Below are 20,273 nucleotides of genomic sequence, written 5' to 3' on the forward strand. Positions count from 1 at the left end.
ACGCGGCAACCGGCCCGGTTCCGCGCGCCGGAACCGGGCCGGTGCCGGGGCGGGTCAGCCCCTGCCGATGAGGTCGGCGGGGAAGGCGCCCGCGCCGGCGGCGGTGATCAGCAGCTTCCGGCCCAGCTCGGTCAGCCGCGCCACGCCGGCCGCGCCGAGGTGCTCGTACGGGGCGGCGTCCAGGCGGTCCGTGAGGTCCTCCAGGTCGGCGCGCAGCCGGACGCCGCTCTCCGTCAGCTCGCCGTCCTCGGCCAGGATCCCGCGCTCGCGCAGCCGCTCCCCCGCGGCCTCCCAGTCGGCGCGGCGCCAGCCCCGGGAGCCGAGGACCCAGCGCGGCGCCATGCCCTTGCCGGTGGCGGTGTGGGAGACCAGCGCCTCGACCGGGTCCAGGCCGGCGGAGAGCAGGGCGGCGAGGTGGCCGTCGCCGCGGTGCTCGCGCAGCAGGGTCGCCGCGTGCCAGTAGGCGAGGTGCGGCTCCTCGGGCACCGGCAGGTCCGCGTTGGCGGCGTACAGGGGGCGGGCGTGCCGGGTGCACGCCTCGGCGGCCCGCAGGGCGAGGACGGCGGCCTCGGCCATCTCCGGGGAGGAGACGGTCTCCTCGCCGAGCAGCCGGCGCAGGGTGGCGTCGGCGGTCCGCAGCCGGGCGTCGAGGACGGCCGCGGGCGAGGCGGTCTCCCAGACGGCCGGGAGGTGCCGGGCGAGCAGCTCGTGGTTGTAGTTGTAGAAGGTCGCGGCGACCGTGCCCGCCCCGACGGCACCGAGCGGGGCGCTGCGCGCGGCGAGCCGCATGGCGCTGGTGTCGGTGAAGCCGAGCGCGCCGAACTCCCGGTCCAGGTCGGGGGAGAAGTACAGCGTGGAGTGGATCGGGTTGAGGACGCCCTGACAGTGGCGCCCCGCCTTCGGGGCCAGTGTGGTGGTCATGCCCAGAACCTAACCGACTGCTTGGTACGGAGGGAACCGCCCCCCGGCCGCGCGGAGGCGTCCCGCGGGCCCGCCCCCGCCGCGCGAAGACGCCCACAGGCCCGCCCCCGCCGCGCGAACGCCCCCCGCGGGCCCGCCCGGCCGCGCGAAGACGCCCACGGGCCCGCCCCCGCCGCCCGGATGGCAGGAAAGGTGGGGTGGACGACCTTGCCGCCCTCCCCGTCCGCCCCGAAGGATGGGGGTCATGACCCCGCGTCCCGTCCTCGTCGTCCTCTTCGACGGCGTGCAGAGCCTCGACGTCACCGGGCCCGTCGAGGTGTTCCACGCCGCCGGCTGGGCCTCGGGCGCCGAGGAGGACCCGTACCCGATCCGTACCGCGTCCCTCGGCGGCGGACCCGTCCGCACCGGCAGCGGCCTGCGGATCCTGCCCGACGCCTCCCTGGAGGAGGCCGTCGCCGACGGGCCGCCGCACACCCTGGTGGTGCCCGGCGGGGAGGGCACCCGCGGCGCCGACCCGGCCCTCGTCGACTGGCTGCGCGCGCACGGCCCGCGCGCCGAGCGGCTGGTCTCGGTCTGCACCGGGGCGCTGCGGCTGGCCGAGGCGGGGCTGCTCGACGGCCACCGGGCCACCACCCACTGGATGGCCTGCGAGCACCTCGCCCGCCGCCACCCCGAGGTGGAGGTCGACCCCGAGCCGATCTTCGTCAGGGACGGCCGGATCGCCACCTCCGCCGGGGTCACCGCGGGGATCGACCTGGCCCTCGCGCTGGTGGAGGAGGACCTGGGCCGGGAGGCGGCGCTCACCATCGCCCGGCTCCTCGTGGTCTTCCTGCGACGGCCCGGCAACCAGGCCCAGTTCAGCGTCCAGCTCGCCGCCCAGACCGCCCGCCGCGAACCGCTGCGCGACCTCCAGGCGTGGATCGCCGAGCACCCCGACGGCGACCTGTCGGTGGAGCGGCTCGCCGCCCGCGCCAGGCTCTCGCCCCGGCACTTCGCCCGCGCCTTCCACGCCGAGACCGGGATCACCCCGGGCCGTTACGTCGACCGGATCCGCCTCGAACACGCCCGCAGGCTCCTGGAGGAGACCACCCTCGGGGTCGAGGAGGTCTCCCGCGCCGCCGGCTACGGCACCCCCGAGGCGATGCGCCGCGCCTTCGTGAAGGCGCTCGCCACCGCCCCCGCCGACTACCGCCGCCGCTTCCACGCACCCGTCACCGCACCCGTCAGCTGAAAGGGATCGCACCCATGCAGATCGCCGTCCTGCTCTTCGAGGGCTTCACCTCGCTCGACGCCGTCGGACCGTACGAGATCCTGTCCCGGCTCCCCGGGGCGGAGACCGTCCTCGTCGCCAAGGAGCCCGGCCCGGTCCGCAACGACCAGGGCAGCCTCGCGCTCGTCGCCGACAAGGCCCTCGCCGACGTCCCGCACCCCGACGTCGTGCTCGTCCCCGGCGGCCCGGAGACCCGCCGGGCCATGGACGACCCGGAGATCCGGGACTGGCTGCGCACCGCCGACGCCACCAGCACCTGGACCACGTCCGTCTGCACCGGCGCGCTGCTGCTCGCCGCCGCCGGGCTGCTCGACGGCCGCCGCGCGGCCACCCACTGGCTGGCCCACGACGAACTGCGCGAACTGGGCGCCGAACCCACCGGCGAGCGGGTCGTCTTCGACGGCAAGTACGTGACGGCCGCCGGCGTCTCCTCCGGCATCGACATGGGACTGCACCTGCTCGGCCGGATCGCCGGCGACGACACCGCCATGACCGTCCAGCTGCTCACCGAGTACGACCCGCAGCCGCCGTACGACGCGGGCTCCCCGCTCAAGGCCCCCGCCCACCTGGTGGAGCGGTGGCGCGGCACGGCGGCCGCGGACCTGCCGCAGGGCTGAGCCTCAGAGCCCGTACGTGAAGCGGGGCGCGCGGCGCTCCAGGAAGGCGGCGACCCCCTCCGCGGTGTCGCCGCTGCCGCGCGCCTGCCCGGCCCAGTGCGCGTCCCGGTCGAGCCGCCCGTCGGCGAACTCCTTGGCCGCCGCCTGGGTGAGCAGCGAACGGGAGGCGAGGGTCCGGCAGAACTCCGCCACCCGCTCGTCCAGCCCCTCCGCCGGGTGCACCTCGTCCACGAAGCCGGTCCGCAGCGCCCGCTCGGTGTCGATCAGCTCCCCGGAGAACAGCAGGTACTTGGCGGTGGCGGGGCCGACCAGGGCGGTCAGCCGCCGGGTGGAGGAGGAGGGGTAGACGATGCCGAGCTTCGCCGGGGTGATCCCGAAGCGGGCGCCCTCGGCCGCGAACCGCAGGTCGCAGGCGCCGGCGAGCTGGCTGCCGCCGCCGACGCAGTAGCCCCGGACGGCCGCGAGGGTCGGTTTGGGGAAGGCGGCGAGCGCCTCCTCGGCGCGGACCGCGAGCGCCTGCTGTTCGTCGCCCGGCTCGCGCAGCGCCGAGATGTCGGCGCCGGCGCAGAAGGTGTCCCCGGCGCCGGTCAGCACCAGCACCCGGACCGCCGGGTCGGCGGCGAGGCGGCCGAGGACGGCGGGCAGGGCCCGCCACATCCCGGCCGTCATGGCGTTGCGCTTGGCGGGGTTGCTGATGACGAGGGTCGCGACCCCGTCCTCGACGCCGGCGACGAGCTGCGGCTCCACGGTCTCCATGGGCCGGATGCTATCCGCCGGTGCCGAACGTACGATCGGCAAGGGGTCGTCAGGCAGCCGAGAGGAGCCACGATGGCCGACGAGAACCGGGACGACGGCGTCGATCCCGTGCAGGAGATGGCCCGCGAGGGGAAGAAGCTCGGCCGGAGCTTCGGCTGGCTGGCCGCGCTCGGCGTGATCCTGGTGGTCTGCGGCGTCGTCGGCCTGGCCTACACCGGGCTCGCCACCCTGACCTCCATGTGGCTCTTCGGGTGGCTGCTGCTGATCGGCGGCCTGGTGGGCCTCCTCCAGGCGTTCCAGTCGAGGGGCACCAGCTACTTCTGGCTGGCGGCGGTGGTCGCGGCGGTGAACCTCGCGGCCGGCTGCGTGGTCCTGCGCCATCCGGAGGGGTCGGCCGAGGCGCTGACGATGTTCGCCGCGCTGCTCTTCCTCACCGGGGGCCTCTTCCGGCTGGTCGGCAGCGTGGTGGTGCGGGGCCCGCAGTTCGGCTGGACGCTGCTCCAGGGCGCCTTCGGGCTGCTCCTGGGCCTGCTGGTCCTCTTCGACTGGCCGGACAGCAGCCGGTACGTCCTCGGCTGCTTCTTCTCCCTGGCGCTGCTCTTCGACGGCCTCGGCCTGATCGCGATCGGCGTCGGCGGCCGCAGGATCGTCGGCATGGTCACCCCGAAGCCGGAACCGAAGCGGGAGCCGAAGCCGGAACCGGCCCCTGGTCCGGATGCCGCGACTGCCCCGAAGTCCATGGAAAACGGACAGGAACAGTCGAACAACTGACGTCGGCATACTCCAACGATCAGAAGTCGGCCGATAGGTGTCGACTTCTGGTCAGTAGGCCGGGAGACCCCTCCGGATTGCCAAGACTCGAAGCGTGGCGAGAATCGAGCACGAGGGTGGGAACCGGACCATGGAGACCCGCGGAGGTGTCCCCGCCCGGCCACCGTCCTACGAAGGAGTCTGGCGCTTCACCGCTCCCGCGGTCGACGTCTCCGTCCCCCAGGCCCGGCACGCGGTACGCGACCTGCTGGCCCGCCAGGGGGTTCCGGTCCACGAGGACATCCGGCACGGGCTGCTGCTGATCGTTTCCGAGCTGGTCACCAACGCCGTGCGGCACGCGGCGCTGCTCTCCCCGGAGATAGCGGTGGAGGTGGCCATCGGGCCGGAGTGGGTCCGGGTGTCCGTCGAGGACAACCACCCCTACCGGCCCAAGGCCCTGGAGGCGGACCACGGCCAGACCGGCGGCCGGGGCCTGCTCCTGGTGAAGGAGATCGCCCTGGAGTCCGGCGGCGCCTGCGACGTCGAGCACACCGCGGGCGGCGGAAAGATCATCTGGGCGGCGCTGCCCCTGGCCCCGATGGCACCGGGGCCGGGGGCGGCGGACGACCGGGTCACCAGCCCCCGGCGGGACCCGTCAGCTCCCTGATGGCCGGACGCGCCGCGTCGAGCACCGTCATGAACCAGGCGGAGAACGGCGCGGCCGCGTGCCGCTCCGCCAGTTCGGCCGGGGTGACGAAGGCGTACTCCCCGATCTCCTCGGGGTCCGGCGCCGGGGTGGCCTGCACCAGGCCGACGAAGAGGTGGTTGAACTCCTGCTCCACCAGGCCCGAGGCCGGGTCCGGGTGGTTGTAGCGGACCGTGCCGGCCTCGCCCATCAGCGTGGGGGAGACGCCCAGCTCCTCGAAGGTGCGCCGGGCGGCCGCCGCGAAGGGCGCCTCGCCCGGGTAGGGGTGCCCGCAGCAGGTGTTCGACCAGACGCCGGGGGAGTGGTACTTCCCGAGCGCCCGGCGCTGGAGCAGCAGCCGTCCCTCCTCGTCGAAGAGGAAGACCGAGAAGGCGCGGTGCAGCTGCCCGGGTGCCTGGTGGGCGGCGAGCTTCTCCGCCGTACCGATGGTGTTCCCGGCCTCGTCGACCAGTTCCAGCATGATCGGCTCCGGGGTGGCGGACGGCTCCGTGCCGTTCGACGAGAGCTTCGACGCAAGCCCCGGCGCGATCGCGGCCGCGGTGCCCTGTGTGGTCGGCATACCCATCCTTCGCTTCGGTCCTCGGCCCGTGGGGGCCACCCCAGTCTGCCGCACAAAAGCGGCTTGTCCGCACTTCGGCCGCCGGAGCCCGGCCGCTCCCACCGCACCGGAGTACACCGGCACGGGGGAGCGGCGGGCCGACGGAGGACCGTCAGGGGCAGGTCAGACCCCGAAAGCCGCCGGATAGGCGATCGTGCCCGCCGGAACCGGCCCGGAACCGTCCAGGACGAGCGCCATCATCGCTTCGTCCGGAACCTCGAAACCTGGCTTGATTCCATACTCGGACGCACGTACGAAGCCGAACCGGGGGTAGTACTCCGGATGGCCCAGCACGAGCACGAGCTGCTCCCCGGCGAGCCGCGCCGCGTCGAGCGCCGCCCGCACGACGGCCCGCCCCGCACCCGTCCGCTGGTGCTCCGGCGCCACCGAGACCGGCGCGAGCGCCGCCGCCGGAGCCCCGCCCACCCGGCACCGGGTGATCAGGGCGTGCGCCGCGACCGTGCCGTCCGGCGCCTCGGCCACCACCGAGAGCCCCGGCAGCCAGGCGTCCGGGTCGGCGCGCAGGGCGTCGACCAGCTCGGCCTCGGCCGGCGACCCGAAGGCCGCCGCGGTCACCTCCCGTACGGCCCCGTGGTCGGCCTCCCGCTCGGGGCGGGTGGGCCAGCGGGGATCGGCCGGACGGAGCACGAGGCCCGCGTAGCCGTAGTCGCCGCCGTGCGCCCGGCGCAGCGCGATCTCGGCGCGCGCCCCCGCCACCGCCCCGGCCATCCCCGGCAGGGAGGTGTCGGCGGCGTCGGCGTGCGCGGCCAGCGGGACGTAGTACTCGTCCCAGTCGCCGTCCGGCTGGAGGAAGGTGCCGAGCACGTGGTACCCGGTCCCGACCGCGACGGCGGCGAGCTCGCCGGCCGTGCGCAGCGGATAGTGCTCGTCCCAGAAGGCGCGGGCCTCCGGGGCGGGCGCGTCCGTGGTCCACACGCACTCGGTGAGGACCAGCGTGCCGCCCGGTGCCAGCAGCCGGCGCCACTCGGCGAGCGCCCGGTCGAAGCCGAGGACGAAGACCGAGCTCTCGGCCCAGACCAGGTCGAAGGAGCCGTCGGGGAAGGGCAGGGCACCCATGTCCTCCCGTACGGCCCGGACCGAGCCGCCGAGACCGCGGGCGGCGGCAGCCGCCCGCAGCTCGTCGAGGAACGGCTCGTGGGTGTCGACGGCGGTCACCTCGGCGTGCGCCTCGGCGGCCAGGAGCAGCGCGGACCGCCCCGGGCCGCAGCCCAGGTCGAGGACGCGCGGACGCTCGGGGAGCGGCCCCGCGAGCGCGAGGAGACGCCGGGTGGTGGCGTCGGAGCCCGGACCCTGGCGCGGCAGGCCGTGGTGCAGGGCGAAGAAGGCGTCGTGGGACGCCCGGTCGTTCTGGATGTCGTGGTCGGACAACGTGGAGACCCTCGTGTGAAGGGGGTCCCGGCCGACGACGTGACGGACCGGTGGAAGAACCGGGATCAGGTCAGCCGGAGACCCGGGAGCTGAAGCTGGACCGGGTGCGGCCGCGGAAGGCGGCCTCCATCGCGACGGTCATCAACCCCAGCTCCTCTCACGCACGTGTTCGTACGCCGAGCCTAACAGTCCGGCCCCCGGCGGGCGGGGCGTCACAGGCAGAGCTTGGCCTCGTGCTCGGCGTGGCCGGCCGGCTCCAGCTGGAAGGTGCAGTGCTCCACGTCGAAGTGGTCGCCCAGGCAGCCCTGGAGGTCGTGGAGCATCTTCTCGTGGCCCACCGAGTCCAGCGCCCCCGCGTCCACCACCACGTGCGCGGAGAGCACCGGCATCCCCGAGGTGATCGTCCAGGCGTGCAGGTCGTGCACGTCCTCGACGCCCGGCAGGGCCAGGATGTGCGCCCGCACCTCCGCCATGTCCACGCCCTTCGGCGCCGCCTCCAGGAGCACGTCCAGCGTCTCGCGCAGCAGCTTCACCGTGCGCGGCACGATCATCAGGCCGATGACCAGGGAGGCGATCGGGTCGGCGTACTGCCAGCCGGTCGCCAGGATGATCGTGGCGGAGATGATCACCGTCACCGAGCCGAGCGCGTCGGCCATCACCTCCAGGTAGGCGCCGCGGACGTTCAGGCTCTCCTTCTGGCCCCGCATGAGCAGGGACAGCGAGACGACGTTGGCGACCAGGCCGACCACGGCGAAGGCGATCGCGAGCCCGCCCTTGGTCTCGGCCGGCTCCATGAACCGCTGGACCGCCTCGTAGAGCACGTACCCGCCGACGCCGAGCAGCAGCAGGCAGTTGGCGAGCGCCGCCAGGATCTCCGCCCGCGCGAAGCCGAAGGTGCGGTTCCCGGACGGCGGCCGGTTGGCGAAGTGGATCGCGAGCAGCGCCATCGCGAGGCCGATCGCGTCCGTCGCCATGTGCGCCGCGTCGGCGATCAGCGCGAGCGAGTCGGCGACCAGGCCGCCGACGATCTCGACCACCATCACGGAGAGCGTGATGCCGAGCGCGATCCGCAACCGGCTGCGGTACGCGGCGCCCGCGGTGCCGGTCGGCGGCGTCCCCCCGTGGCTGTGCCCGTGGTCGTGTCCAGCCCCCATGACGTGGCCTCCCAAGTCCTGTTCCGTCGGTGCCCCGGATCGCCAGTGAACTACGGGTGGGGGGTATGTGCAACACGGTACTGAACACCGTTGTCATTGCTCTGACCTGCGACGATGTCGAGAAGGACGGTTTCCCCGCGATCACCTGCCGGAACGTCCTCCGAGGCCCCCGGGTCACCGGTTTGGAGGGCGGGCCGCCGATCCCCGATGATGATCACACCGGAGTGCCGCGCACCCCGGCGGCGACCGCGGGACCGGGGGGAGTCCGGGGCGCGAAGCCTCGGTGAACTCCTGAGCGGTTCATCCGATAGCCTCAGCCGACGTGCCGCCGCCCGGTGCCGGGACGCACCGCCGTGCCCGGGCCGTCGTGCCCCGTCGGCCCTCTGCCCGTTCCAAGGAGTGAGTTCGTCTGTCGACCGCCATCCTCACCGGCCCGCCGGCACCCGGATCCTCGCTCGACGGTGATCTGCGGTCGCTCGGCTTCGACGTCCGCCGCGCCTCCGGCGCCGAGGAGGCCCGCGCCCTCCTGGCCGCCGTCCCCGCGGGCGAGCGCGTCGCCCTCGTCGACTCCCGCTTCGTCGGGCACCGGCACGCCCTGCGCCTCGCGCTGACCGACCCCCGCTTCCCGGCCGCGGCCGTGTCCGGCGCGCTCGCCGCGCAGCCCGAGGCCCGCCCGGCCCTGGTCCGCGCGCTGACCGCCGCCCCGGCGCCCACCGCCCCGGCCGCCCCCGACACCGCCGACGACCTGCCCGGCGCCCTCGCCGACGCCCTCGACGCCGACGGCGTCGCCGTGCACCGGCCGCAGCTCGGCACCCTGGTCGCCGCCGTCCCCGCCGACGCCGCGGCCCGCCACGAGGCCCGCGCCGCCGTCGACGCCGTCGACGACGAGGCCGTCCGCCTCCGCTCCGCCGTGAAGGCCCACGACGGCTTCTTCACCACCTTCTTCATCAGCACCTACTCGCGGTACATCGCCCGCTGGTGCGCCCGCCGGGGCCTCACCCCCAACCAGGTCACCACCGCCTCGCTGCTCACCGCCCTGATCGCGGCCGGCTGCGCGGCCACCGGAGAGCGCGGCGGCTACGTCGCCGCCGGCGTCCTGCTCCTCGTCTCCTTCGTCCTGGACTGCACCGACGGGCAGCTCGCCCGCTACGCGCTCAAGTACTCGACGATGGGCGCCTGGCTCGACGCCACCTTCGACCGCGCCAAGGAGTACGCCTTCTACGCCGGCCTCGCCCTCGGCGCGGCCCGCGACGGAGACAACGTGTGGACCCTCGCGCTCGCCGCGATGATCCTCATGACCTGCCGGCACGTCGTGGACTTCGCGTTCAACGAGTCGAACGCCGAGGCCGCGGGCGCCACCGCCAAAACCAGCCTGGCCCTCTCCAGCCGGCTCGACGGCGTCGGCTGGACCGTCTGGGCCCGCCGCATGATCATCCTGCCGATCGGCGAGCGCTGGGCGATGATCGCCGTCCTCACCGCCGCGACCAGCCCCCGGATCGTCTTCTGGGCCCTGATCTTCGGCTGCGCCTTCGCCGCCTGCTACACCACCGCGGGCCGTCTGCTGCGCTCCGTGAAGCGCCGGGGCCCGCGCACCGACCGCGCCGCCCGGGCCCTCGCCGACCTCGTGGACTCCGGCCCCCTGGCCTCGGCGGCCGCCCGGGTCCTGCGCCGCCTCCCGGTGCCCGCCCCGGTCGCCGCCCTCCTCGGCGCCGCCCTGATGCTCGCGGTCGCCGCCACCGCCCCGGTCGGAAGCTGGGCCACGGTCGGCGCCGCCGGCGGCTACGTCCTCCTCGCCGGCCTCGCCGTCGCCCGCCCCCTCAAGGGCGCCCTCGACTGGTTCGTCCCGCCGCTCTTCCGCGCCGCGGAGTACGGCACCGTCCTGCTCCTCGCCGCCCGGTCGGACGTCCCGCAGGCCGTCCCCGCCGCATTCGGCCTGGTCGCGGCGGTCGCCTACCATCACTACGACACGGTGTACCGCATCCGCGGAGGCACCGGCGCGCCGCCCGCCTGGCTGGTGCGGATCACCGGCGGACACGAGGGGCGCACGCTCCTGGTGACCGTCCTCGCCGCCCTCCTCGTGGACCGCGGCGACGACTTCACGTCGGCGCTGACCGCCCTGGCGGGCGCGCTCGCCCTCGTGGTGCTCGTGGAGTCCATCCGCTTCTGGGTCTCCTCCGGAGCACCCGCCGTTCACGACGAAGGAGAAACAGCATGATCGGCCTCGTTCTGGCAGCCGGTGCCGGACGGCGACTGCGCCCGTACACCGACACCCTCCCGAAGGCCCTCGTGCCCGTGGACGGTGACACCACCATCCTCGACCTCACGCTGAAGAACTTCGCGGAGATCGGCCTCACCGAGGTCGCGATCGTCGTCGGTTACCGCAAGGAGGCCGTCTACGCCCGCAAGGAGGCCCTGGAGGCGAAGTACGGTCTCCGGATCACCCTCGTCGACAACGACAAGGCCGAGGAGTGGAACAACGCCTACTCCCTGTGGTGCGCCCGTGAGGTCCTCAAGCGCGGCGTGATCCTCGCCAACGGCGACACCGTGCACCCGGTCTCCGTCGAGAAGACCCTGCTCGCCGCCCGCGGCAAGGGCCAGAAGATCATCCTCGCCCTCGACACGGTGAAGCAGCTCGCCGACGAGGAGATGAAGGTCGTCACCGCCGAGGGCAAGGGCGTCCAGAAGATCACGAAGCTGATGGACCCGGCCGAGGCGACCGGCGAGTACATCGGCGTCACCCTCATCGAGGCCGAGGCCGCCGAGGAGCTCGCCGACGCCCTGAAGGCCACCTTCGAGCGCGACCCCGACCTCTACTACGAGGACGGCTACCAGGAGCTCGTCAACCGCGGCTTCACCGTCGACGTCGAGCCCATCGGCGAGGTCTCCTGGGTCGAGATCGACAACCACGACGACCTCGCCAAGGGCCGGGAGATCGCGTGCCGGTACTGACCCGACTCATCCCGTCGCCGGTCGTCGTCGACATCCGCAGGGGAGCGCTGGACGACCTGTCCGCGCTCCTCGCGGACCAGCGGATCTCCAGCAACGGCAAGATCGCCGTCGCCATCAGCGGCGGCTCCGGCCTGAAGCTCCGCGACCAGTTCGCCCCGGAGCTCCCGGGCGCCGACTGGTACACCGTCGGCGGCGGCACCATCGACGAGGCGGTCAAGCTCGCCGACGCCATGCGCGGCAAGCGGTACGACGCCGTGGTCGCCCTCGGCGGCGGCAAGATCATCGACGTCAGCAAGTACGCGGCCGCCCGCGTCGGGCTGCCGCTGGTGGCCATAGCGACCAACCTGTCGCACGACGGGATCTGCTCGCCGATCTCCACCCTGGACAACGACAACGGCCGCGGCTCCTACGGCGTGCCCACCCCGATCGCGCTGGTCATCGACCTCGACGTGATCCGGGACGCCCCGATCCGCTTCATCCGCTCCGGCATCGGCGACGCGATCTCCAACATCTCCGCCCTCGCGGACTGGGAGCTCTCGCACCGCGAGACCGGCGAGAAGATCGACGGCCTCGCCGCCGCCATGGCCCGCAGCGCGGGCGAGGCGGTCCTGAGGCACCCCGGCGGCGTCGGCGACGACGACTTCCTCGTCACCCTCTCCGAGGGCCTGGTGATGTCCGGCATCGCCATGTCGATCAGCGGCGACAGCCGCCCCTCCTCGGGCGCCTGCCACGAGATCAGCCACGCCTTCGACCTGCTCTTCCCGGAGCGCGCGGCCAGCCACGGCGAGCAGTGCGGCCTCGGCGCGGCCTTCGCGATGCACCTGCGCGGTGCCCGCGACGAGGCCGGCGTGATCGTGGAGACCCTGCGCCGGCACGGCCTGCCCGTGCTGCCGGAGGAGATGGGCTTCACGGCCGACGAGTTCGTCCGCGCGGTGGAGTTCGCCCCGCAGACCCGGCCGGGCCGGTTCACCATCCTGGAACACCTCGACCTGTCCGCCGACGAGATCAGGGACGCGTACGCCGACTATGCCAAAGCCATCGGTAGCTGAGCTCCGACCGGTCGTCCACCCGCCGGGTGTGAAGGACCGGCGGAGCGGCGAGCACTGGGGCGGCCGCCTCTACATGCGGGAGATCTCCCTGCGGATCACCCGCCAGCTGGCGAACACCCGGGTCACCCCGAACCAGCTGACGTACCTGATGACCCTGGCCGGCGTCCTCGCCGCCCCGGCGCTCCTGGTGCCGGGCGTGTGGGGCGCCGTCCTCGGCGTCGTCGCGGTGCAGATGTACCTGCTGCTCGACTGCGTCGACGGCGAACTGGCCCGCTGGAAGAAGCAGTACTCGCTGGCCGGCGTCTACCTGGACCGGGTCGGCGCCTACCTGTGCGACGCGGCCGTGCTCGTCGGCTTCGGCCTGCGCGCCGCCGACCTGTGGGGCGAGGGCCGGATCGACTGGCTGTGGGCCTTCCTCGGCACCCTGGCCGCGCTCGGCGCCATCCTGATCAAGGCCGAGACCGACCTGGTCGGCGTCGCCCGCCACCAGAACGGCATGCCCCCGGTCAAGGAGTCGGCCGCGGAGCCCCGCTCCTCCGGCATGGCGCTGGCCCGCCGGGCCGCCGCCGCGCTCAAGTTCCACCGGCTGATCCTCGGCATCGAGGCGTCCCTGCTGATCCTGGTCCTGGCCGTGGCCGACCAGCTCCGCGGCGACCTCTTCTTCTCCCGCCTCGGTGTCGCCGTCCTCGCCGGCATCGCCCTGCTCCAGACGCTGCTGCACCTCGTCTCGGTCCTGGCGTCCAGCAGACTGAAGTAGGAGCCCCCGGGCGGACCGCCGGCCGGAAGATCGACCGGCGTCCCGGCGGGCCGCCCGGATGGCGTACGGTGTGGCGGCGGGCCCGGCAGGGGGCCGCCCACCGGTCAGCTGACATCGTGGCACCCCGACGTGCCGCACATCGTGAACACGAAAGTTTCGACTGTGAGTGACATGCACCAGGGCGGGGCGGTCGCGACGAGCGCGCCTCCGTCCTCCGTCGACGAGGGCCTGGCCCCGGCAGAGCTCGCCGCCAAGTACGGCCTCGCGGTCAGCGGCGCCCGACCCGGACTGTTCGAGTACGTCCGGCAGCTGTGGAGCCATCGCCACTTCATCATGGCCTTCTCCTCGGCGAAGCTCACCGCCCAGTACAGCCAGGCCAAGCTCGGCCAGATCTGGCAGGTGGCGACCCCGCTCCTCAACGCCCTGATCTACTACCTGATCTTCGGGCTGATCCTGGGCGCCGACCGGGGCATGGACAAGGACGTCTACATCCCCTTCCTGGTCACCGGCATCTTCGTGTTCACCTTCACGCAGAGCTCCGTCATGGCCGGCGTACGGGCGATCTCCGGCAACCTCGGACTGGTCCGGGCACTGCACTTCCCCCGCGCCAGCCTCCCCATCAGCTTCTCGCTCCAGCAGCTCCAGCAGCTGCTGTACTCGATGATCGTGCTCGTCGCGATCGTGATGGTCTCCGGCAGCTACCCCTCGGCGAGCTGGCTGCTGGTGATCCCGGCGCTCTTCCTCCAGTTCGTGTTCAACGTGGGCCTCGCGCTGGTCATGGCCAGGGCCGGCGCCAAGACCCCGGACCTCGCCCAGCTGATGCCCTTCGTCATGCGGACCTGGCTGTACGCCTCCGGCGTCATGTTCTCCATCACCGTGATGCTCAAGGACAAGCCGCAGTGGATCGCGGACGTCCTCATGTACAACCCGGCGGCCGTCTACATGGACCTCGTCCGCTTCGCCCTCATCGACGGCTACGGCTCCGAGAACCTGCCCGGCCACGTCTGGCTCACCGCCCTCGCCTGGGCGCTGGTCGCCGGCGTCGGCGGCTTCGTCTACTTCTGGAAGGCAGAGGAGAGGTACGGCCGTGGCTGACACCGACCGGAGCGCGCAGGCGCCCACCGTCATCTGCGACGACGTCCACATCGTCTACCGGGTCAACGCCGGCGGCGGCGGCAAGGGCAGCGCCACCGCCGCCCTCAGCCGGATCGTCGGCAAGGGCAAGGCCGAGGTCAGCCGGGGCGTCCGCAAGGTCCACGCCGTCCGCGGCGTCACCTTCACCGCCTACCGCGGCGAGGCCATCGGCCTCATCGGCACCAACGGCTCCGGCAAGTCCACCCTGCTGCGCGCCATCGCCGGCCTGCTCCCCACCGAGAGCGGCAGGGTCTACACCGACGGCCAGCCCTCGCTGCTCGGCGTCAACGCGGCCCTGATGAACGACCTCACCGGCGAGCGCAACGTCATCCTCGGCGGCCTCGCCATGGGCATGAGCCGCGAGGAGGTCCACGCGCGGTATCAGGACATCGTCGACTTCTCCGGGATCAACGACAAGGGCGACTTCATCTCCCTGCCCATGCGCACCTACTCCTCCGGCATGGGCGCCCGGCTCCGCTTCGCCATCGCGGCGGCCAAGAACCACGACGTGCTCCTCATCGACGAGGCGCTCGCCACCGGTGACCGCAAGTTCCAGATCCGCTCCGAGGAGCGCATCCGCGAGCTGCGCAAGGAGGCCGGCACGGTCTTCCTGGTCAGCCACAGCAACAAGTCCATCCGGGACACCTGCGACCGGGTGCTCTGGCTGGAGAAGGGCCAGCTCCTGATGGACGGCCCGACCGACGAGGTCCTCAAGGCGTACGAGCGCGAGACCGCCCGCTGACCTCCGCGCCGCACCGCGCCCCGAGCGCCCCCCGCCCCACGGCGGGGGGCGCTTCCGGTTTTCGCCGGTCGGCCCGCGGGACGGAATGTTCATGCGGTCAACATCGGGCAGGATGAGCCCATGCCAGGGATCTCGGGAGGAAAGAACTACCACCACGGCGACCTGCGCAACGCCCTCATCTGCGCGGCCGTCGACCTCGCCGGCGAGGGCGGCCCCGAACGGGTCGTGCTGCGCGAGGCGGCCCGCCGGGTCGGCGTCTCGCCCACCGCCGCCTACCGGCACTTCGACGGCCGCGGCGAACTGCTCCGCACCGTGCGCCTGCACGCCAGGGCCCGGCTCGCCGAGGCCATGGAGCGGGCCGCCGCCCGCGAGCCCGGTGCCGACGACCCCGCCCTCGCCGCCGAGCGCCGGCTCGCCGCCCTCTGCCGCGGCTACGTCGGCTTCGCCGTCGAGCACCCCGGCCTCTACCGCGCCGCCTTCGGCGCCGTCCGCCCCGCCCCCGAGGAGCCGCCGGCCGGCGCCCCGCGCCCGCCGGAGCCCGAGATCCGGGCCTTCACCCTGCTCAAGGACGCCCTGGAGGCCCTCGGCCGGACCGCCGGCCGCCGGCCCGCCGCCGGCGCCGCCGCCTGGTCGGCCGTCCACGGCCTCTCCCTGCTCCTCCTCGAAGGCCCGCTGCGCAGGCTCCCCGCCCAGCGCCGCGACGACGTCGTCGAGACCACCCTCGCCATGGTCGTCTCCGGAGCCCGCGCCCGCTGACCCCGCCCCCGGCACCGGTGCGCCGCCCCGGGCGGGCCCGGCGCCGGGCCCCCGCGTGGCGGCGCGCACCCCCCGAATGGCGACATCCCTCGTACAACGTAAGCTGTACCGGTCTGATCCACATCGCTCCCGGCGCCCCCGGAAAGCACCGGGGACGCCTGCTCCGTGCGCGGCGGCGTGTCCGAAATAGGATGGATTGGATCGGCAGTGTAGAACGGGAGATATGACGGCCATGACGCAGAATCTCCAGCTCCACGTGGGTGTCGCCGTCCCCGCGCCGGGCGCCGCCCGGTGACGACCGCCCGGCACGTGCGCGCCGACGACCCCTCGCGCACCACACTCGGCAAGGCCGCGGACGAGAACTTCCCGGTGGCCCCCTTCTTCCTGCCCCGCGCCTGGCGCGACGACCTCATGGCCGTCTACGGCTACGCCCGCCTCGTCGACGACATCGGCGACGGCGACCTGGCCCCCGGCGGCGCCGACGCCCGCCTGCTCGGCCTCGGCCCCGAGGCGGCCGCCGACCCGCTCGCCCTCCTCGACGCCCTGGAGCGGGACCTGGAGCGGGTCTTCGACGCCGGCGCCACCCCGCACCACCCGCTGCTGCGCGCCCTCCGGCCCACCGTCCGCCGCCGCGGGCTCACCCCCGAGCCCTTCCTCGGCCTGCTCCGGGCCAACCGGCAGGACCAGCTGGTCCGCCGCTACGAGACGTACGACGACCTCCTCGCGTACTGCGAGCTCTCCGCGAACCCCGTCGGCCGGATCGTCCTCGGCATCACCGGCACCGCCACCCCCGAGCGGATCCGCCGCTCCGACGAGATCTGCACCGCCCTCCAGATCGTCGAGCACCTCCAGGACGTCGCCGAGGACCTCGGCCGCGACCGGGTCTACCTGCCCGCCGAGGACCTGAAGCGCTTCGGCGTCACCGAGGACGACCTGGCCCGGCCCACCGCCGGGGCCGCCGTGCGCTCCCTGATCGCCTTCCAGGCCGACCGCGCCCGCGCCCTGCTGCACGCCGGCACCCCGCTCGTCGGCAGCGTCCACGGCCGCCTCCGCCTGCTCCTGGCCGGCTTCACCGCCGGCGGCCTCGCCGCGCTCGACGCCATCGCCGACGCCGGCTTCGACGTCCTCGCCGGACCGCCGAAGCCCACCAAGCCGAGCCTCGCGCGCCGGGCGGGAACGGTCCTGCTCCGGGCGCGCCGTGAGGGGGGAACGTGACCGCCGAGGAACCGACCAGGCCGTCCGCGCCGGTCCAGGCCGCGTACAGCTACTGCGAGGCCGTCACCGGACAACAGGCCCGCAACTTCGCCTACGGCATCCGGCTGCTGCCCGCCGACCGGCGGCAGGCCATGTCGGCGCTGTACGCCTTCTCCCGGCGCGTCGACGACATCGGCGACGGCCCCCTCGCCCCCGAGGTGAAGCACGCGCGCCTGGAGGCCACCCGGACCCTCCTCGACCGGATCCGCAAGGACGACGTCGCCGAGGACGACACCGACCCCGTCGCGGTCGCCCTCGCCGACTCCGCCCGCCGCTTCCCGATCCCCCTCGAAGGGCTCGACGAGCTGATCGACGGCGTCCTCATGGACGTCCGCGGCGCCACCTACCGCACCTGGGACGAGCTCAAGGTCTACTGCCGGTGCGTCGCCGGCGCCATCGGCCGGCTCTCCCTCGGCGTCTTCGGCACCCAGCCCGGCGCCGCCGACGCCCACCGGGCCGCCGAGTACGCCGACACCCTCGGCCTCGCGCTCCAGCTCACCAACATCCTCCGCGACGTCCGCGAGGACGCCGGCAACGGCCGCACCTACCTCCCCGCCGACGACCTCGCCCGCTTCGGCTGCGAGGCCGGCTTCGGCTCCCCGGTCCTGCCGGCCGGCGCCGACTTCGCCGGCCTCGTCCACTTCGAGGTCCGACGCGCCCGCGCCCTCTTCGCCGAGGGCTACCGGCTCCTGCCGATGCTCGACCGCCGCAGCGGCGCCTGCGTCGCCGCCATGGCCGGCATCTACCGCCGCCTCCTCGACCGCATCGAGCGCGACCCCGGCGCCGTGCTCCGCGGCCGGGTCTCGCTGCCCGGACCCGAGAAGGCGTACGTCGCCGTCCGCGGCCTCTCCGGCCTCGACGCCCGCCACATCGCCCGCCGCACCGTCAGGAGGCCCGCCTGATGCCCGCCACCGACGGGACCCCCGAGGACGCCCCCCGCCCGGCCGGCGGAGCCCGTACCGGCGACCGCCCCCGCGCCGTCGTCGTCGGCGGCGGACTCGCCGGCATCACCACGGCGCTCCGGCTCGCCGAGGCCGGCGTCGCCGTCACCCTCCTCGAAGGCCGCCCCCGCCTCGGCGGCCTCGCCTTCTCCTTCCGCCGCGGCGACCTCGCCGTCGACAACGGCCAGCACGTCTACCTGCGCTGCTGCACCGCCTACCGCTGGTTCCTCGACCGCGTCGACGGCGCCCGCCTCGCCCCCCTCCAGGACCGGCTCGACGTGCCCGTCCTCGACGTGGGCCACCCCCGCGGCCCCCGCCTCGGCCGGATCCGCCGCGACCCGCTGCCGGTCCCCCTCCACCTGGCCCGCAGCCTCGCCGCGTACCCCCACCTCTCCCTCGCCGAGCGGCTCTCCGTCGGACGGGCCGCGCTCGCCCTCAAGAAGCTCGACCCCGCCGACCCCGCCCTCGACGGCGTCGACTTCGCCACCTGGCTCGGCCGCCACGGCCAGTCCCGCCGGACCGTCGAGGCCCTGTGGGACCTCGTCGGCGTCCCCACCCTCAACGCCGCGGCCCCCGACGCCTCGATGGGCCTCGCCGCGATGGTCTTCAGGACCGGGCTGCTCTCCGACCCCGGCGCCGCCGACATCGGCTGGGCCCACGTGCCGCTCGGCCACCTCCACGACACCCTCGCCGGCAAGGTCCTCGACGGGCTCGGCGTCCGCACCCTGCTGCGCACCAAGGCCGAGCGGATCTCCCGGACCGAGGACGGCCGCTGGACCGTGGACGTGCCCGGCGAGCGCGTCGAGGCCGACGCCGTCGTCCTCGCCGTCCCCCAGGCCGAGGCCCACGGACTGCTCCCGGAGGGCGCGCTCGACGACGCCGACCGGCTCCTCGACATCGCCACCGCGCCCATCCTCGGCCTGCACGTCGTCTACGACCGCAAGGTCCTGAAGCAGCCCTTCTTCACCGCCCTCGGCTCCCCGGTGCAGTGGGTCTTCGACCGCACCGACTCCTCCGGACTCACCGGCGGCGGCCAGTACCTGGCCATCTCGCAGTCCGCCGCCCACGACGACATCGACGTGCCCGTCGCCGCGCTCCGCGCGCGCTACCTGCCGGAGCTGGAGCGGCTGCTGCCCGCCGCCCGCGGCGCCGGCGTCCGCGACTTCTTCGTCACCCGCGAGCGGACCGCCACCTTCGCCCCCACACCGGGCGTCGGGCGCCTCCGCCCCGCCGCCCGCACCCGTGCGCCCGGCCTCTACCTGGCCGGCGCCTGGACCGCCACCGGATGGCCCGCGACCATGGAGAGTGCCGTCCGAAGCGGCTTCAGCGCCGCCGGCGCCGCGCTCTCCGCCTTCGGCCGCCGCCACGACCACCCGCTGCAGGAGGCGGCATGAGTGTGATCACAGGAACCAGAGGAGAGACCGTGCCGACCGTGCCCCCGGGGACCCCGGCCGTCGACACCGCCGACGTCAACGCCCTGCTGGAGAGGGGACGGACGCTGTCCGCCCCCGTCATGCGGGCGGCCGTCGCCCGTCTGGCGCCGCCCATGGACACCGTGGCCGCCTACCACTTCGGCTGGATCGACGCCCAGGGCAACCCCACCGAGGCCGACAGCGGGAAGGCCGTGCGTCCCGCGCTCGCCCTGCTCTCCGCCGAGGCCGCCGGCGCGGCCCCCGAGGTCGGCATCCCCGGCGCGGTCGCCGTCGAGCTCGTCCACAACTTCTCGCTGCTCCACGACGACCTGATGGACGGCGACGAGCAGCGCCGCCACCGCGACACGGTGTGGAAGGTGTACGGCCCCGCCCAGGCGATCCTGGTCGGCGACGCCCTCTCCGCCCTCGCCAACGAGGTCCTCCTGGAACTCGGCACCGTCGAGGCCGGCCGCGCCACCCGCCGGCTCACCACCGCCAACCGCAAGCTGATCGACGGCCAGGCCCAGGACATCTCCTACGAGCACCGCGAGCGGGTCACCGTCGAGGAGTGCCTGGAGATGGAGGGCAACAAGACCGGCGCCCTCCTCGCCTGCGCCGTCTCCATCGGCGCCGTCCTCGGCGGCGCCGACGACCGCACCGCCGACAAGCTGGAGGAGTACGGCCACCACCTCGGCCTCGCCTTCCAGGCCGTCGACGACCTCCTCGGCATCTGGGGCGACCCGGACGCCACCGGCAAGCAGACCTGGAGCGACCTGCGGCAGCGGAAGAAGTCGCTGCCGGTCGTCGCCGCCCTCGCGGCGGGCGGCGAGGCGTCCGAGCGGCTCGGCCTCCTCCTCGCCGAGGACGCCCGGTCCACCGCCTTCGCCTCCTTCACCGAGGAGGACTTCGCCCACCGCGCCGCCCTCATCGAGGAGGCCGGCGGCCGCGAGTGGACCGCGGAGGAGGCCCGCCGCCAGCACGGAAAGGCCCTCGCCGCCCTGGACGAGGTCGACATGCCCGCCCGGGTGCGCGACCAGCTGATCGCCCTCGCCGACTTCGTCGTCGTACGGAAGAAATGATCATCCACAGCCAGATATGAGTGCGCAGTCGCCGGCCGG

The 20,273-nt window shown here is 74.1% G+C and carries 20 protein-coding genes; 15 read left to right on the forward strand and 5 right to left on the reverse strand.

All coding sequences use genetic code 11. The features are described from left to right. Positions 1 to 54: 54 nt before the first annotated feature. Positions 55 to 921: an SCO6745 family protein gene (locus tag IE326_RS40180; protein WP_190045141.1), complete on the reverse strand. Its 867-nt coding sequence runs from the start codon at positions 919 to 921 to the stop codon at positions 55 to 57. A 244-nt stretch (positions 922 to 1,165) separates the two neighbouring features. Between IE326_RS40180 and IE326_RS40185 the strand changes: the two genes are divergently transcribed. Then, entirely contained in the window at positions 1,166 to 2,152 is a 987-nt protein-coding gene (locus IE326_RS40185) for a GlxA family transcriptional regulator (RefSeq protein WP_190045142.1), read from the forward strand. Between the two features lie 14 nt (positions 2,153 to 2,166). After that, positions 2,167 to 2,808 carry a DJ-1/PfpI family protein gene (locus IE326_RS40190; protein WP_190045143.1) on the forward strand — a complete coding sequence of 214 codons (642 nt, stop codon included), beginning with the start codon at positions 2,167 to 2,169 and terminating at the stop codon, positions 2,806 to 2,808. A 3-nt stretch (positions 2,809 to 2,811) separates the two neighbouring features. On the opposite strand, the gene IE326_RS40195 is transcribed toward IE326_RS40190, so the two are convergent. Continuing rightward, entirely contained in the window at positions 2,812 to 3,564 is a 753-nt protein-coding gene (locus IE326_RS40195; RefSeq protein ID WP_190045144.1) for an enoyl-CoA hydratase/isomerase family protein, read from the reverse strand. Between the two features lie 72 nt (positions 3,565 to 3,636). Here IE326_RS40195 and IE326_RS40200 point away from each other — a divergent pair, with 72 nt between their 5' ends. After that, complete coding sequence (locus tag IE326_RS40200; protein ID WP_150234978.1) at positions 3,637 to 4,335, forward strand: HdeD family acid-resistance protein; 699 nt, start codon at positions 3,637 to 3,639, stop codon at positions 4,333 to 4,335. Positions 4,336 to 4,465: 130 nt separating this feature from the next. Further along, positions 4,466 to 4,981, forward strand: a complete 516-nt coding sequence (locus IE326_RS40205; RefSeq protein WP_150236242.1) for an ATP-binding protein — start codon at positions 4,466 to 4,468, stop codon at positions 4,979 to 4,981. Here IE326_RS40205 and idi read toward each other — a convergent pair. From idi to IE326_RS40220, 3 genes are all read right to left on the reverse strand, one after another. Beyond that, the gene (idi, locus tag IE326_RS40210) at positions 4,947 to 5,585 is read right to left on the reverse strand and encodes an isopentenyl-diphosphate Delta-isomerase (RefSeq protein WP_373310418.1); all 639 of its coding nucleotides are present in this window, start codon (positions 5,583 to 5,585) and stop codon (positions 4,947 to 4,949) included. The genes IE326_RS40205 and idi overlap by 35 nt on opposite strands. A 156-nt stretch (positions 5,586 to 5,741) precedes the next feature. Further along, entirely contained in the window at positions 5,742 to 7,007 is a 1,266-nt protein-coding gene (locus tag IE326_RS40215; RefSeq protein WP_229915927.1) for a bifunctional class I SAM-dependent methyltransferase/N-acetyltransferase, read from the reverse strand. Between the two features lie 212 nt (positions 7,008 to 7,219). Further along, positions 7,220 to 8,161 carry a cation diffusion facilitator family transporter gene (locus IE326_RS40220; protein WP_150234976.1) on the reverse strand — a complete coding sequence of 314 codons (942 nt, stop codon included), beginning with the start codon at positions 8,159 to 8,161 and terminating at the stop codon, positions 7,220 to 7,222. 409 nt (positions 8,162 to 8,570) lie between these two features. On the opposite strand from IE326_RS40220, the gene IE326_RS40225 reads away from it, so the two are divergent. The 11 genes from IE326_RS40225 to IE326_RS40275 all read left to right on the forward strand — a co-directional run bounded on the left by IE326_RS40225 (position 8,571) and on the right by IE326_RS40275 (position 20,234). Next, complete coding sequence (locus tag IE326_RS40225) at positions 8,571 to 10,376, forward strand: DUF5941 domain-containing protein (RefSeq protein ID WP_190045161.1); 1,806 nt, start codon at positions 8,571 to 8,573, stop codon at positions 10,374 to 10,376. Beyond that, entirely contained in the window at positions 10,373 to 11,110 is a 738-nt protein-coding gene (locus IE326_RS40230; protein WP_150234965.1) for a phosphocholine cytidylyltransferase family protein, read from the forward strand. Before IE326_RS40225 ends, IE326_RS40230 begins: the two co-directional genes overlap by 4 nt. Further along, positions 11,098 to 12,159 carry an iron-containing alcohol dehydrogenase family protein gene (locus IE326_RS40235; protein WP_150234963.1) on the forward strand — a complete coding sequence of 354 codons (1,062 nt, stop codon included), beginning with the start codon at positions 11,098 to 11,100 and terminating at the stop codon, positions 12,157 to 12,159. Before IE326_RS40230 ends, IE326_RS40235 begins: the two co-directional genes overlap by 13 nt. Beyond that, a complete protein-coding gene (locus tag IE326_RS40240) occupies positions 12,137 to 12,916 on the forward strand; it encodes a CDP-alcohol phosphatidyltransferase family protein (protein ID WP_150234960.1) in 780 nt (259 codons plus the stop codon). Before IE326_RS40235 ends, IE326_RS40240 begins: the two co-directional genes overlap by 23 nt. Positions 12,917 to 13,087: 171 nt before the next feature. Continuing rightward, positions 13,088 to 14,011, forward strand: coding sequence for an ABC transporter permease (locus IE326_RS40245; RefSeq protein ID WP_150236239.1), 924 nt, complete (start codon positions 13,088 to 13,090; stop codon positions 14,009 to 14,011). After that, positions 14,004 to 14,792: an ABC transporter ATP-binding protein gene (locus tag IE326_RS40250; RefSeq protein WP_150234958.1), complete on the forward strand. Its 789-nt coding sequence runs from the start codon at positions 14,004 to 14,006 to the stop codon at positions 14,790 to 14,792. Before IE326_RS40245 ends, IE326_RS40250 begins: the two co-directional genes overlap by 8 nt. A gap of 120 nt (positions 14,793 to 14,912) precedes the next feature. Beyond that, positions 14,913 to 15,548 (forward strand): TetR/AcrR family transcriptional regulator, encoded by a 636-nt coding sequence (locus IE326_RS40255; protein WP_030751929.1) that lies wholly within the window; start codon positions 14,913 to 14,915, stop codon positions 15,546 to 15,548. 291 nt (positions 15,549 to 15,839) lie between these two features. Next, entirely contained in the window at positions 15,840 to 16,763 is a 924-nt protein-coding gene (gene hpnC, locus IE326_RS40260; RefSeq protein WP_229915928.1) for a squalene synthase HpnC, read from the forward strand. Further along, positions 16,760 to 17,704: a presqualene diphosphate synthase HpnD gene (gene hpnD / locus IE326_RS40265; RefSeq protein WP_190045145.1), complete on the forward strand. Its 945-nt coding sequence runs from the start codon at positions 16,760 to 16,762 to the stop codon at positions 17,702 to 17,704. Before hpnC ends, hpnD begins: the two co-directional genes overlap by 4 nt. Beyond that, the gene (gene hpnE / locus IE326_RS40270; RefSeq protein ID WP_150234954.1) at positions 17,704 to 19,137 is read left to right on the forward strand and encodes a hydroxysqualene dehydroxylase HpnE; all 1,434 of its coding nucleotides are present in this window, start codon (positions 17,704 to 17,706) and stop codon (positions 19,135 to 19,137) included. Before hpnD ends, hpnE begins: the two co-directional genes overlap by 1 nt. Further along, the gene (locus IE326_RS40275) at positions 19,134 to 20,234 is read left to right on the forward strand and encodes a polyprenyl synthetase family protein (RefSeq protein ID WP_150234951.1); all 1,101 of its coding nucleotides are present in this window, start codon (positions 19,134 to 19,136) and stop codon (positions 20,232 to 20,234) included. Before hpnE ends, IE326_RS40275 begins: the two co-directional genes overlap by 4 nt. Positions 20,235 to 20,273: the final 39 nt, after the last annotated feature.

The sequence above is a fragment of the Streptomyces filamentosus genome (assembly GCF_014654895.1).
Classification (GTDB): Bacteria; Actinomycetota; Actinomycetes; order Streptomycetales; family Streptomycetaceae; genus Streptomyces; species Streptomyces filamentosus.